General features: G+C 70.3%; 15 protein-coding genes and 1 tRNA gene. 1 reads left to right on the top strand and 15 read right to left on the bottom strand.

All coding sequences use genetic code 11. The features are described from left to right. Positions 1–40: 40 nt before the first annotated feature. The 3 genes from GVL03_RS03215 to GVL03_RS03205 are packed head-to-tail and all read right to left on the bottom strand — an operon-like array spanning position 41 to position 1621. Positions 41–424 carry an RNA-binding S4 domain-containing protein gene (locus GVL03_RS03215; protein WP_159499451.1) on the bottom strand — a complete coding sequence of 128 codons (384 nt, stop codon included), beginning with the start codon at positions 422–424 and terminating at the stop codon, positions 41–43. After that, complete coding sequence (locus GVL03_RS03210; RefSeq protein ID WP_159499449.1) at positions 421–1122, bottom strand: lysoplasmalogenase; 702 nt, start codon at positions 1120–1122, stop codon at positions 421–423. The genes GVL03_RS03215 and GVL03_RS03210 overlap by 4 nt, the downstream gene beginning before the upstream one ends. A gap of 25 nt (positions 1123–1147) precedes the next feature. Then, the gene (locus tag GVL03_RS03205) at positions 1148–1621 is read right to left on the bottom strand and encodes a GNAT family N-acetyltransferase (protein WP_306770308.1); all 474 of its coding nucleotides are present in this window, start codon (positions 1619–1621) and stop codon (positions 1148–1150) included. Between the two features lie 314 nt (positions 1622–1935). Here GVL03_RS03205 and GVL03_RS03200 point away from each other — a divergent pair. Next, positions 1936–2009 (top strand) — tRNA-Pro (locus GVL03_RS03200). 178 nt (positions 2010–2187) lie between these two features. Here GVL03_RS03200 and GVL03_RS03195 read toward each other — a convergent pair. From GVL03_RS03195 to GVL03_RS03140, 12 genes are all read right to left on the bottom strand, one after another. Then, positions 2188–3405, bottom strand: coding sequence for a site-specific integrase (locus GVL03_RS03195; RefSeq protein WP_200847042.1), 1218 nt, complete (start codon positions 3403–3405; stop codon positions 2188–2190). Beyond that, positions 3392–3604, bottom strand: coding sequence for an AlpA family transcriptional regulator (locus GVL03_RS03190; RefSeq protein WP_159499447.1), 213 nt, complete (start codon positions 3602–3604; stop codon positions 3392–3394). Before GVL03_RS03190 ends, GVL03_RS03195 begins: the two co-directional genes overlap by 14 nt. Beyond that, positions 3601–4212 carry a hypothetical protein gene (locus tag GVL03_RS03185; RefSeq protein ID WP_159499445.1) on the bottom strand — a complete coding sequence of 204 codons (612 nt, stop codon included), beginning with the start codon at positions 4210–4212 and terminating at the stop codon, positions 3601–3603. Before GVL03_RS03185 ends, GVL03_RS03190 begins: the two co-directional genes overlap by 4 nt. 80 nt (positions 4213–4292) lie before the next feature. Then, positions 4293–4796, bottom strand: coding sequence for a single-stranded DNA-binding protein (locus tag GVL03_RS03180; RefSeq protein WP_159499443.1), 504 nt, complete (start codon positions 4794–4796; stop codon positions 4293–4295). A 76-nt stretch (positions 4797–4872) separates the two neighbouring features. Continuing rightward, entirely contained in the window at positions 4873–6594 is a 1722-nt protein-coding gene (locus tag GVL03_RS03175) for a TraM recognition domain-containing protein (RefSeq protein ID WP_235037997.1), read from the bottom strand. Between the two features lie 104 nt (positions 6595–6698). Beyond that, positions 6699–7196 carry a hypothetical protein gene (locus GVL03_RS03170; protein ID WP_159499439.1) on the bottom strand — a complete coding sequence of 166 codons (498 nt, stop codon included), beginning with the start codon at positions 7194–7196 and terminating at the stop codon, positions 6699–6701. Then, positions 7193–8737 carry an ATP-binding protein gene (locus tag GVL03_RS03165; protein ID WP_159499563.1) on the bottom strand — a complete coding sequence of 515 codons (1545 nt, stop codon included), beginning with the start codon at positions 8735–8737 and terminating at the stop codon, positions 7193–7195. Before GVL03_RS03165 ends, GVL03_RS03170 begins: the two co-directional genes overlap by 4 nt. A 50-nt stretch (positions 8738–8787) precedes the next feature. Continuing rightward, the gene (locus GVL03_RS03160; protein WP_159499437.1) at positions 8788–10236 is read right to left on the bottom strand and encodes an SCO6880 family protein; all 1449 of its coding nucleotides are present in this window, start codon (positions 10234–10236) and stop codon (positions 8788–8790) included. 187 nt (positions 10237–10423) lie between these two features. Next, complete coding sequence (locus GVL03_RS03155; RefSeq protein ID WP_235037996.1) at positions 10424–11971, bottom strand: conjugal transfer protein TrbL; 1548 nt, start codon at positions 11969–11971, stop codon at positions 10424–10426. A 36-nt stretch (positions 11972–12007) separates the two neighbouring features. After that, positions 12008–12331, bottom strand: a complete 324-nt coding sequence (locus GVL03_RS03150) for a DUF6112 family protein (RefSeq protein ID WP_159499435.1) — start codon at positions 12329–12331, stop codon at positions 12008–12010. Between the two features lie 72 nt (positions 12332–12403). After that, a complete protein-coding gene (locus GVL03_RS03145) occupies positions 12404–12826 on the bottom strand; it encodes a hypothetical protein (protein WP_159499433.1) in 423 nt (140 codons plus the stop codon). 422 nt (positions 12827–13248) lie between these two features. Next, a complete protein-coding gene (locus GVL03_RS03140) occupies positions 13249–13515 on the bottom strand; it encodes a DUF6112 family protein (RefSeq protein WP_159499431.1) in 267 nt (88 codons plus the stop codon). Between the last annotated feature and the right edge of the window lie 56 nt (positions 13516–13571).

The following is a 13571-nucleotide window of genomic DNA, read 5'->3' as shown; positions in this document are numbered from 1 at the left end:
CTGCTCGATCGCGGGGCAGCCGGCTGACGTGTGCGAACGGCTACTCGGTCGTGCGTCCGCGCAGGCGATCGGTCTCGCGTCGCTCGCGTTTGGTGGGCCGGCCCGCGCCGCGATCGCGGACGGGCACGAACGGCACCGACTCGCGCGGTGGCGGTGGCGGCGTCTGGTCGTCGGCGGCCGCGGCGGCGAGGGGCGCGCTCACCCGCTTCGTGATCGTCTGGCGCACGATCAGGATGCGGTCGAAGCCGGCGATGCGCACGCGGATCTCGTCGCCGGGGCGCACGAGCTGGGCGGCCTTCGCGCGCTCGCCGCCGACGCGCACGTGCCCGGCTCGGCACGCGGTGGTGGCGGCGGAGCGGGTCTTGTAGACCCTGACCGCCCAGAGCCACGAGTCGACGCGGACGGGGGAGGCGGCATCCGTCATCTCGTCGCCTCCCGGCGCGAGGCCGGATGCCGGACGACGCCCGCGACGAGCAGTCCCTGTCCGAGGCAGTACGTCAGCATGACGACCGGGCTCGCCTCCCCGGGCATCGCCTCGGGGAGGAAGAGACGGAACGCGAGCACGGTGTCGGAGACGAGGAAGAACGCTCCGCCTGTGGCGATGACCGGTCCGCACCGCGCGGCGGCGGCCGCGGTGCCGCCGAGGACCAGCCCGTAGGCGGCGACGGGGATGGCGAGGCCGCCGAGGTGCGGCCACAGGATGAGCAGGAGTGCGACCCACCAGGCGGCGTACACGAGCGACCAGGCGGGGAGGCGCCTAAGGGCGAGCGGTCGGGCGAACAGCCAGATGTAGACGAGGTGGGCGAGGCCGAAGCACAGCAGCATGACCGGCACGGTCGGCGCATCCGGGAAGAACGCGCCGGCGCCGTCGCCGAGCCAGGAGAGGGCGAGCGCGAGGAAGAGGGCGGTGTAGGGCGTGCCCCATCCGGAGCCGCGGCCGGCCCAGAGCGCAGCCACCGCGAGCGCGGGCATGAGAGCGAGTTTGGTCGGGGCGGCGATCGCGTCGGTGCCGAGCCCCAGTGCCACGACGTGTACGAGGGAGACCGTGGTGAACAGCGCGAAGCCCCACCACCACGATCGCGGCGGCGTGGTGACGGGGGCGGACTCCGCGGCGGTGCGCATCGAACCACGGTAGCGCGCCGGCGGTTCAGCGCAGGCCGAGGGCGACGATCGCGCGATCGGCGCGGGGCCGGGCGGTCTCGGTGAACCCGGCATCGAGAAAGGTGCGGAGAGCTCCGATGTAGAGCTCGTTCGAACCGACCTGCCCGGCGGAGGTGTCGATCGGATACCCCTCGATGACGCGTGCGCCGTGATCGCGGGCGAAGTCGACGGCCCCGGACAGAAGGGCCGTGGCGACGCGTTGTCGGCGGAACTCCTTACGCACGGAGAAGCAGCTGACGGCCCAGACCGTGTGGTCGTCCCAGGGCTCGGGAGAGTTGGGCCCGAAGAGCCTCGTGCGCGCGAGTCGGCGCTGGCGGGTGCGGGGGCCCAGGCGCACCCAACCCGCGGCCTCGCCGCCGATCTCGGCGACGAGGCCCGGGGCGCGCGGCTCCCGGGTCTCCTGGCGGAGGAGCTCCGTGCGGGGGTGCGCTGGAACTCGGCGCTGGTGAGCGTCCACCACTGGCGCTGGCAGGAGCGGCCGTCGCCGCCCCCGATGAGCGCGTGCTCGACGGCATCGAATCGGTCTGCGGCCGCGGGAAGAACGGTGATCGTGCCCATGCCGAGACGGTACTCGGGGGCGTCGACACGGCGAAGGACTTGACGGGTGCGGCCGCGGCACGCCAGGGGCGGTCGTGTTTCGCTGTCGGTCGGCGGACCGGCTAAGATAGTCGAGTTGCCCGCGTGCGGGCGGCAACGGGATGTGGCGCAGCTTGGTAGCGCACCTGACTGGGGGTCAAGTGCGGTAGCGGCTGTTTCAGCCTGAAAAGTGAACAACGGGATGTGGCGCAGCTTGGTAGCGCACCTGACTGGGGGTCAGGGGGTCGCAGGTTCAAATCCTGTCATCCCGACACAAAAGCCCAGGTGAGAGCATGTTTCTCGCCTGGGCTTCGTCGTTCGCGTTCGAGGGTTTATGGGGACCTTCGTGGACTGGGTTCCGTTGCGTCGCGATGTCCACGAGTGGGTGCGTTGCCACGCGCCGGGACACAGCCGGGACACCGGCGCCCCATTCGCGGCTCGTGAGGCGGATCACCGGTGCGGTGAGGTCCGCGTCGCGCCGGAGGTCCGGGAGGGCGTTGGCCGCTGTTCTTGGGCGTCGAGGAATGCGTTGGCCTGTTCCGCGGCGGAGGCGAGGTGGCGGGTGTCGGGGTGTAGGTAGCCGCGGGTGGTCTCGATGGATTTGTGGCCGAGGATGCGTTGCAGCACGTGCAGGGGGATGCCCGCGTCGGCCATCCAGGTCGCGCCGGTGTGTCGGAGCCCGTGTCGGGTGAGTGAGGGCAGCCCGAGCTCGGTGACGAGGGCGTCCCATTTGGTCGCGTCGCGTACGCTCGCTGTGGTCAGGACGCCGCCGCGGGGTCCGCGCAGCAGCCGCTCGTCGGGCTCGCGGTCTGCGGTCAGACGCTCCAGGACTGGCTTGAGCGCGTTCAGGATCGGGACCGGGCGCGCCGCCCGTCCTTTGGTCTGCTTGGTGACCAGGCCGCCGGATCCGGGGTAGGTCTGCCGTTTGATGGTCACGATGTTTGTCTCCGTGTTGACGTCGCCCACGCGGAGCCCTGCGATCTCGGAACCTCGGGAGGCGAGGAGTGCGCAGAGCATGACGAAGTCCGAGTAGCTCTGATGCACTTGTGCGCAGGCTTCGGCGAGCCGGTTCAGCGTGGCGAGGTCGGGCAGGGCGTGGGCGCGAGGCGAGGTGTGTTCGGCGGGGATGATGAGGGCGGATTTGCCGAGGCTGCGGCGGGACCTGTTGCGGGCGGGGTTGCTGGCGAGCACGTCGTCGCGCACGGCCTCGTCGAGCACGCGAACGAGCGGTGCGATGCTGTTTTTGATCGTCGAGGCGGAGTGCACCTTCTCCCAGTCGTCAATGGTGCGATCGATCATCCCGGCCGTGATCTGCGAGAGCGGCAGGTGCCCGAGTGCGGGAAGCACGCGCAGACGCAGGCCGACTTGGTAACCGTCGGCGGTCGAGGTCGGGTCCAGGCCGCGCGTCCACCGGTCTCCGATGGTCGCCAGGTAGTCCGCGAAGGTGATGCGGCGGTCGATGCCGATCTCGGAGGACTTCAGCAGATCGCTGAAGAACGCATCGGCGGCCTCCTCGTCGGGTACGACGAGTGCGCGTACGATGCGCCGTCGGGTCTGCGGGTCGATCCAGCGCGCCCGTGCCCGGATGCCGGAGGCGCGGTACTCGAGGTCTGTGGTGACCTTCACCCCGAAGGGAGGGACGGCCGGGGCGCTCTCAGCTGTGCTCATCGGCGGAGAGCGACGCGAGCCACGTCTCGACATCATCGACCCGGTACCGGGTGATCCCGCCCATCCGCAGGAACGGGGGTCCCTTCTTGTCGGTGCGCCACCGCGACAACGTCGCCTCCGAGACTTTCAGGTAGGCGGCGACCTCTCTGCTGTCGAGCAGCGGCGACACCAGGTTCGACTCGGCGATCGTCTCGCTCATGGCCGGTCGCTCCAGTCGGTGTTCACGATCTCCTGGATCGTCGCGTCCTGCTGCTGCTGCCGGACGCGGATCTGCTCCTCCACGAAGGCGAGGAAGTCCTCGGTGCGCTCGGTCACGGGCCGGTCGGTGGTGTCGGGCTCCGCCCAGCCCGCGGCTTCACCACCGGGCCAAGGGGTGATGCGGGTGGGCCGGTCGCGGTCCAGGCGGGTGCCGGAGATGGTGACCCAGTCGCGGAGCCGTTCGCGGGCTAGGCCGAAATCGTGGTGCCAGGCGAGGGCCTGGTTCCCCTTGGCTTGCGGGTCGTAGCTGAACAGCCAGTGCTGGCGGAGCGCGGACAGCTCCCAGAGCAGCTCGGGGTGGCGGTGCCACATCGGCGGGATGATCTGGGCGGGCAGCCCGTACTCGTGTCGGAGCCAGTCGACCCAGGCGTTGAGCTCGAGCAACTCGTGCTCCAGATCTTCCGGGGGCAAGGTGCGCCAGTTGATCGGGCGGGGCACCTCGCCGAGGACGTCGTTGATGTGCTGGGTGTACTGCTCCTCGACGATGCGGCGTACCTCGTCGCCGGGATCGTCCGGAAGCGGCACCTCCGGGTCAGTCGTGTCGGGCATAGCGATCCTTTACATCCGCAGAGCGGAAACGGGAAGGGTGCCGCCGGCGGGTGGCTGCGGGGCCGCCGGCGGCACCCGGCTCATCGGGCGACCGCTGCGCGATCGGCCTGGACGACGCCGCCTGCGGCGGCTGTCTCGGGCTGGAGGGCCTGCTCGCGCTGGGCGAGCGCGACAGCGGCCGGGTCTCGTTCCCCGGCTGCCCGCTCTGGCGCCTCACGGTCCGCGCTCGGGCGCTCCTGGCGCGATCGGTCGACGGTGTAGGTGGTGCGGTTGTTGTCGTGGCCGATGCGGGAGGCGATGAACTGTTCGCGCTGCTCGCCCTGGTACTCGTGGATGTTGGTGCGGCCCTCGGCGATGAAGTTGTCGCCCTTCTGGAACTTCTCCGCCGCGCGTTCGGCGGCCTTGTCGAACATGACGAGGTTGGTGAACTCCGAGTCCAGCTGCGTGAACGAGCCGTCCTCGTTGCGTTCGAACTGCTCGATGCCGACGCGGGCATAGAGCCTGTGCCCGCCGGTCGCAGTCTCGGTCAGCTGCGGGTCGGTCGCGATGAACCCCGACAGGGCCTCGCGGGTGGGAATGGCCATGAACCCTCCTTCAGGGTCTGATCGGCTCGCCCGCTCATGCGGGGTCACAACTCAGGTACGAACTGCGACCGCGTGTTCAGGCGCCGGCGCGGAGGAGCCGCTCGATCTCGGTGCGGTCGCTCCGCAGCTGGTCGGCGTCCCGGCGGCGGGGCCAGGCCCGCAGGTTGGTGATGATGGGTCGGGCGGTGCGGAGCATGACGATGCCGGTACCGAAGGGCAGGGTTCGCAGGACGTCGGGTGGCAGGATTGGGAGGCGCCGGACCGATCGTTGGGTCGAGTGGGAGCCGTAGGCGTCGGTGGTGACGCTGTCGGTGGTCTCGTCGCGGTCGCCGATGAGCGTGGAGAGGTCTTGCAGGTCGCGGGAGTTGGAGGCGCCGCCGAGGATGATCTTGACGATGGAGGCGTCCCAGATCGCGTTGGCGTTGTTCTCGCCCCACTTCTCACGCGCCTGCGCCAGGGACTGGAGCACGGGCAGAGTCGTGATCCCGGTGCCGCCTCCCTCAGCCATGAGCGTGGGAAGCGACGGCAACGGCGACAGGTTCCCGATCTCGTCGAGGGCAAGTAGCAGTGGCGGGTCCATCCGTGCGCCGGGCGACCTTGCGGCGATCTTCCGTGCCGCCTCGACGAGGTCTTCGATGAACGCCGCGACGAGTGCCGCCGACGCCCCGGCCCCCGCTCCCGTGGCGAGCAGGTACAGCGTGCCCCCGTCACGCAGGAACGACTCCGGGTCGAACTCCTCACCCGGCGCTGGTGAGACGGCGTCGAGCACGCGCGGATCGGCCAGGGACGCGAGGGCGAGGGACACGCCTTGCCAGATCGAGTCCCGCGTCCGGGGGTCGGCCTGCACCATCGCATCGAGCGAGTCCGCCCATCCGTCCGCAGCTCCCGGATGAGTGGACAGGATCCGCACAGCGTCCCCGGCCAACGTGGGGTTGAGCGCCCACTGGTAGAGGGTTCTCGCGTCGCGGCCATCGAGCGCGGCAGCGTGCAGCAAGGCTTGGATGGCGGCGGTGGTCTTGCCTTCCCAGAAGCCGGCATCCTGAACGCCCCCGAAGCCAGTCGCGGTGGCCAGGCCCTTGGCGCGGATCATCGCGGTCAGCGGGTCCTGGCAGCCCCTAACCGGCGACCACCGCATCCCGGCGGACAGGCCCGGGGCGAGCTGCTGCGGATCAAAGACCGCGACAGGCGCCTTGCGCTCCCGCGCACGCAGGGTCGCAGTGAGGTTGTCGGGACGGGTGGACGTTGTGATCACGGCGCCGGGCGCGTCGAGGATGCTGTTGATCAGGACGAACAGACCCTTCCCCGACCGTGGAGGCCCGACCAGCAGGATGCTGTCCTCGACGGTCGCCCAGACCTGGCCGCCCTTGCTCGTCCCGAGCAGGTACCCGACGTCGCCCGGCTCGGGCTTGGCGGTGACCGAAGGCCGCAGTGTGCTCGCGCGCTTGACCAGTGCCCGTGGTGACGCGACGCGGGCGATCTCCGCGCCGCTCGCGGTGCCGGCCAGGTGGTTCGGGTTGGTCGTGGACCGGGCTGCGCGGATCGCGCGGAACACGAACAGCGCCGCGGTCGCGAGGATGCCCAGCAACAGGACAACCACTGCCCAGTAGGCGTAGGGGTTCAGGCCCGGGGTGCCCAGGACTGCGCCCGGGTCGGCGGGGGCGGCGAGCACGCCGAGCCCGTCGGTGATGCCCGCGGTGGGCTGCGGGTGGCCGGTGAGGTACGCGGCGATGCTGCCGGCGAGACCGAGGACCCCGCCGAACGCGACGACGGCCACGAGGCCACCGAGGGCAACGTTCATGAGCGCGTCGTTCGCGGGCCGTGGCCCGGCAGTGGGAGGCATGATCGTGCGGTCCTTCCTGAGCCCGCCGCCGCTCGGCGAGCTCAGGAACCAGGTGCGGACGTTCAGTCGATGCGGCGAACTGCGGTGGTGCCGGAGATCCGGCCCAGGAGCACGACCTCCCCGGTCACGGCGGCGTGCTCGGCGCGGTCCAGGAGGGCGCGTGCGGTGCCGTTGCCGGCGGCGGAGGTGTGGCGGAGCACGAGAGCGATCGCGACGTCCTCACCGGGGACGAATCCCTCGGCGGTGAACTCGACCAGCACCGGCCGCGGCGGCGTCGGAACCTCGTCGAGCATGGCCGGGTTACCCAGGTCCGGGGTCAGGATGTCGGCGTAGAAGCTGCCGTCCAGCTCGCGCACCTCGACGCGCGTCGGGCTGGCGAACCGGGCCACCAGCCCGGCGATCGCCTGTCCGAGCTCGTCACGAGGCGTCGGTGTCGCGGGTAGGCGTTTGCCGTTCACGGTGAGCACGACGTGCTCCTCCGAGACGACCTCGGCGATGATCTGCGGCAGCACCGGCGGCACCGGCCCCGGCGGCCTACGCTGGCGTCCACGACCGATCACAGCCCGCCTCCTACACCGTGCTCGAGGGATGCTCCTGGCCGAGTGCCGACGGCGGGATCGAGCATTCGAGATCGAGTGTCGAAGGCCTGCAACTCGGCAGGGTGCAGCTGGTGTTGCACGACGTATGAGGATTCCTTGATTCGCCAGAGGCCTTGGCCGGTGCCCAGGGAGGGCAGCAGTTTCCGTTCGGTGCCGGTCAGTCCCAGTGCCTGCGCGGTGACGCCGAGCTGGTCGGATTCTTGCCGGTAGATGATCCGGGTCTCGGCGTTGGCGAGCAGCGAGGACGCGAGGGCTCGCATGGCGGAGCCTTGGTCGCCAACGTTCTCGAGGTCGGTGAGCTTGTGGAAGATGAGGAGGTTTGCGATGCCGTAGTGGCGGGCGAGCCGCCAGTGGGCGTCCATGCGGCGCAGCAGGGAAGGGTGCGACATGAGTCGCCACGCTTCGTCGTAGACGACCCACCGCTGTCCGCCGTTCGGATCCAGAAGCGCGGACTCCATCCACGCCGATGAGCAGGTCATGAGGACGCTGATCAGGGTCGAGTTCTCCACCACGCGGGACAGGTCCAGCGAGATCATCGGCAGCGTCGGGTCGAACCGGACCGTGGAGGGGCCATCGAAGAGACCTTGCAGATCCCCGGCGACCAGGCGCCGCAACGCGTGCCCGACGATGCGTCCGTCTTCGGCCAGACGACTGTCGCTGTCCTCGGCCTTATCTGGGGCGAGGATGCGGTCGACGACCATCGGCAGGATCGGCACGGAGCTCTGCGCGACGGTGGCTCGGAGGGCGACGTCAATCGCGGTGTGTTCCAGCGGCGTCAGCGCTCGTTCAAGGACGGTCTCCGCGAGGGCGCCGATGAGATCGCGGCGGCGGGCGGCGACGGTGGTCGACCATTCGTGGTCGGTGAGTCCGCCGGGACGGTAGCCCTCGTCCAGCGGGTTGAGACGGTTGCCCATTCCGTGCCCAAGAATGATGGCCTTCCCGCCAACGGCTTCGGCGATCGCGGTGTGCTCTCCCTTCGGGTCGCCGGGCACGTAGACGCGGCGTCCGAACGGGATCGATCGCGTGTAGAGGCTCTTGGCGAGGCTGGATTTGCCCGATCCGACGATGCCGGCGAGGACGAGATTGGGGGCGGTGATGATGCCGCGCTGGTAGAGCACCCAGGGGTCGTAGACGAACGAGCCGGAGCTGTAGAGGTCTTGACCGACGAACACGCCGTCCGCACCCAGGCCGCCTTCGGCGAGGAACGGGTACGCGCCCTGCAGCGTGGCCGAGGTGTCCTGGTGGGCGGGGACGCGGAAGCGACGCGGGGATCGCAGCGCGGCCGGTCCCGCTTCACCGCCGCGCGGCAGGTAGGTCGTGGCGCGTGCTTCGGCGCGTTCGGCCTCGTACCGGGCCTTGGCCTCCGCGCGGATGGTCGCCTGGTCTTGCGCGAGGACTTGCCGGGCCGCTCGCTGTAGCTGACGTCGTGCTTTGCGGTCGCCTTTGCCGTTTTCGACCAGGACGGTCGAGTACAGCTTCCTGCGCGTGTCATCCGTGCCCATGCGCGCACCGTTCCCTTCTGCTGCCTGTGGTTCCGGTGGTGAGGTACGGGTCAGAGCCCGCGGCCCAGCGGCAACGCGGCGGCGACGAACGCCTGCGCCTGCTGCCCGACCAGCAGCCGGGTCTCGCACGAGGCCTGGATCGCCGCCTGCTCGATCGCGGCGACCGCGGCCTCGAGCTCGTCGACGCTCGAAGCGGAAATGGCGACCAGCCCGGTGTAGCGGAGCACCCCGTGCCCGGCCGTGAGGTCGGCTTCCTGCTGGAGCACGTCCTGGTACTCCGCGGACTGCGAGGCGTCCTCGATCTGCCCGATCCGCTGCCGCTGCGCGGCGTCCGAGACGTACTCGGTCTTCTTCTTGCGGATGTCGCGGGCCGCCTGGTCGGACCGCACCGGGTCGTACAGCAGCGTCACCGCCCGGCGGATACCGCTGGAGAGCAGGATCGGCGCGAGAAACCCCGGGTACACCTGGGACCGGGGCCACTGGGAGACCCACAGCACCGCGTGGTGGGCGGAATCCGACCGTAACCGGCCCCAGGTCTCCTCGACCGCGACCGGGCCGGCAGCGGCCAGGTCGCGGCCGATGTCCCCGGCCCGGTCGAGCGTGGCGGCGACCTGGGGGTCGTAAGCGGTGCGGAGCATCACCGCGAGATCTCCGGGGGTGTACCAGTCGGAGGGCTTCAGGTCGGCGGCGCGCAGCGCGGTGACCAGGGTGTGCATCTCCTGCCGCAGCACTTCGGCCGCGCCCTTGATGCCGCCGCCGGCGGAGCGGATCTGCCGACCGGCGGCCTTCATGTCCAGCGACAGGGACAGGGTGGTGATGTGGCGTTCCCCGGCGGGGCCGGCGCGTTCGATGAGCTCGGCGTAGGTCTGCGCGACCCAGGACCCGTCATCTCGGCCGTGCTCGGTCCACCACTGCGACAGCCCCGATCCGGAGTCCGGGACGGTGCGCTCGAGCACCTGCACGCGGGCGATTCGCCCCGAGCGGCACACGGTGGACAGCACCCGACCCCACCCGTGCACGCGCCGCTCCTGCTCACCGGGGTCCATCAGCACGAACGCGGAGTGGGTCACCTCGAGCACCGCGGTGAGGGTCTGCGCGTGCGGGTCGTGCACCATGACCGCCCCCAACTCCGGGTCCTCGTACTGGCGGAGCGCGGCCGCGTCTCCAGGCAGCGCGAGAGTGCCGGCGGGGCGTGGCTTGACGATCCGGCGCCGGTACGCGGTCTGCCGAGCGGCCTTGCGCCAGACCCAGTGCCCGGTGATCGGCACCCACTCGATCAGCTTCCGCCCGCCGACCCCGACCACCGCGAGCGCGGCGAAGGTCAGCCACACCGGAGCGGTGTAGCGGGCGGCGGGACCACCGGAGTACAGAGCGGCGATGAAGACGACCGCGCCGGTGGCGAGGGCGATCACCTGCGACAGGGACAGGCCCAGGATGATGCCGCGGGTGGTGAGCCGGGAGAACTTCACCGGGCTCAGCTCATAGTCGGTGGTGGCCATGGCGCTCCTTCAGACGACGCATGCGGGTGTGGTCGTCTGCCAGGTACGCGCCCGGCACCGTCCGTGGACGTGCAGAAGCGGCGACGCTCCGGGCTCTGGTCAGGTCGCTACAGCTGACCGAGTCGTGGATGCGCCGCCGCTTCTGGGCGGGCGGTTCACCTCCTCTCGACGTGTCCGATGAGGGCGGTTACCGCTTGCCCGGATCCGTCGGGGGCGGCGCCGCTGGTGGTGGTGAGGTGCGTCGCTCCGGTGGGGTCGACTGCTGCGGCTCCGTCGCCGGCGTCTGCGACTGCGCCCGCTCGGCCCGCTGCTGTGACTGTGCGTTCGCCGGGGGCTGCGCCGAGCCGGCGGCGTTCGTGGCCGGTGCGGTCGCCAGTGGTGTGGCCTGCTGCGCGGGCGTGGCGGGCTGGGACGGAGAGGGGGATTGCTGCTGGTCGGGTCGCTGTTGGCCCGCCGGTGGCGGCGTCTGGCCCTCTTGCGCCGCACTGGCGTGGCCTTCGGCGCTGCGCCCGACCATGCCGCCAAGCTTCGGGCCCGCCTCCGCGGACCCCTTGGCGACCTTGGCTCCGGCGACTGCAGCGATACCGATGGGTCCCGCCGCAGCCCCCGCTCCGGCTCCCGCGCCCGCGGCGGCTGATCCTCCGCCGCTCGCTGTGGCAGATGCGCTGCCGCCCGCGGCCTCGCCGCCGGGGGTCGGATTGCCGGTCGCGGGCGCGGTCGTCGGTCCCGAACCACCACCACCTCCGCTGCCCTGGTCGCCGGCGCCGTCGAGGACCTGCTTCGGGGCCGGTCCGTCGGGCCTGCCGGGGAGCGGCACGGGCCGGTTCATGGACTGCTTGGACTCCTGCTCGGCGGACATGACCTGGTAGGCATCGAATCCGACGAACGCGATGAACTTGTAGACCATGTACGGCGCGAACGCGGCGACGAACATCAGCACGATCCCCGCGACCGGGTCGGCGATCGAGGCCAGGTCGAAGTCGATCGGCGCGTTGGTCTGGTTGATCGCGACGAGGAACACCACCGCGATGACGAGCTTGGAGAAGATCAGCGCGAGCACGAACCCGGCCCACTTCCCGAACCATCCCCGCGTAGCGTCCCACGACCCGCCCGAGAGGGCGATCGGGGCGAGCACAACCCCGACGAGGATGAGCGCCTTGCGGATCAGCAGGCTGAACCACACGATCGCCGCCGCCGCCAGGGCGAGGAACGACAGGAAGATCGTGATGATCGCACCCGCCCCGGGAGCGCTGAGGTTGATCGCGGTGAGCCCGGCGACGAGGAGCCCGATCTTCGCGCCCATCTCCTCCAACGTCGTGCCGGTGGCCTGGATGACTCCGATAGTGAGTTGATCGACGATCTCCAGCAGCGTGGTGGTCAGGGTGAGCACCAGGAACGAGCCGAGCACGCTGCGCGCAAGCCCGAGGGCGGCGCGGGACAGTGCGGACGGGTCGCGTCGGATGAGGCCGGTGATCAGCTGCAGACAGAAGAAGATCAGCATGATGAACACCGCGATCCCGAAGATCACGTTGTACACGCCGATGTAGCCGGGGTCGGTGAGGTCGACCAGGGTGGTGGTGTCGAACAGCCACCAGACGCCTTGGAACATCCAGGACGCGGCCTGTCCGATGGCTTGGGCGAGCCAGTCGAACGGGGCGCTGATCAGTGTCGCGGCGGTCTCGCCGGCGACGTCGCAGACGTTGCTGATGATGGGGACGTCACAGATCCCGTCCATACCGTTCCCCTCCTCTCGTACGTGGGTGGGGACGGGTCAGGAGACGGTCTGGCCGACGTTCCAGAAGAAGTTGATCAGCGTGACCGCAGCACCCGTGATGATCGCGGCGCCGCACGAGATCAGCACGCCGAGCTTCCCCCTGCTGGCCAGGTGGGGGTTGGAGCTGTTGGCGCCGAAGCCCCACACCACGGCGGAGATGATCAGCGCGAGCACGGACAGGATGAGTCCGACGGTCATCACGGCGCCCACGATGGTGCGGAGAGCTGCGATGCCCGGCAGCCCGCTGTCGTTGGGGTTGATGTCGATCTGCGCCGGCACCACGACCATGGCCTGGGTGAGCGTGTCGAGGATGAGGGTCATGCGAGGCTCCTTCACGAGTGCGCCCCACCCGGTGCGGGGCTCATCGCGACAGGTGCGGACCCACGCCCACGGCTACAGCCCGAGCCGTCGCGCCGCAGGAGCGCTGCGCTGCGAACTCGGCCCCGGACGGGTGGTGGTCGCCGGTGACGGGTCGAGGTCCTCGGCGCGTGCGGCGAGCTGCTCGGTGAGCCGGGTCGCCAGGTGCGAGGCGTTCACCGCGTCCCGTGCGAGCTCGCCCACGGGTGCCGCGGCGGTGCCCCGACTGGTGCCGGCGCTGCGTTCGTAGGCGAGGTCGCGTTCGGTCTCGGCGTGGAAGGTGCTGATGACAGTGCGGAGCTCGGTGATCGAGAGGACTTCGCTGAACGGTTCGACCTCGACCCAGTCCTGTTGGCGGGCTGACCAGACCTCCATCACCCAGGTGTAGCCGTCGATGGAGCCCATGAAGTTCGCTTCGTCCCAGAACGTCAGTCGTCGCCGCTCGGGGTACTCGAGCACGTTCCCGTAGGCGCTGTTGACGTAGGACCGCCAGCGCGCGTCCGGGTAGCCGGCGGTGATGCGTTCGGCCAGCTCTTCGGCCAGCGGGTACGTGGTCCGGCAGCGGTTCGCCGATGTTCTCCTCGTCGATGAACGACGCAGCGATGCCGATCATCTCCGCCGGGCTGGCTGCAGACCCGCTGCCATCACGGACGGGCCGATAGGTCTGGTCGCGCCCGTCCCATTCCTCCACGCCCCAGACGTATCCGGCATCGCCGGCAGCGGCGGTGATCCGCAGTAGGATGCGCTCGGGGAACACGATCGCGGCACTGGGTGACCAGTCCGGGTCGGCGTGGTAGATCCACGCACCGCCGGGGCGGTGCTCCTCCTCGACGATCTGGACGAGCTGGTGACTGGTGGGCTGAGTCTCGGGCATGGCCGCCTCAGAGGGTCGTTCCCACGCGCAGCAGGAAGTTCAGCCATGCCACCCCAGCGCCGGCGAGTGCCGCGGCTCCGATGGAGACGAACACGCCCACGCGGCCGCGGGTGGCGGCGGTGATGTTGCCGGTGGAGGACGAGACGGCCCACACGATGGCGCAGATGATCAGCATCAGCACCGCGACGATCAGCGTGATCGTCAGCAGGGCTCCGACGATGCCGATCAGGGTCGAGCGGCCGCCGACGGCGTCGAAGTCCGGGTACACATCCACAGCGGTTTCCTCTCCATCACAGCAGGCTTCTCACCGCACAGGTGCGCACCCGGCCC

This window comes from Microbacterium sp. 18062 (assembly GCF_902706225.1).
In the GTDB taxonomy this organism is placed as follows: Bacteria; Actinomycetota; Actinomycetes; order Actinomycetales; family Microbacteriaceae; genus Microbacterium.
This window is presented reverse-complemented; position numbering and strand designations above follow the sequence as displayed.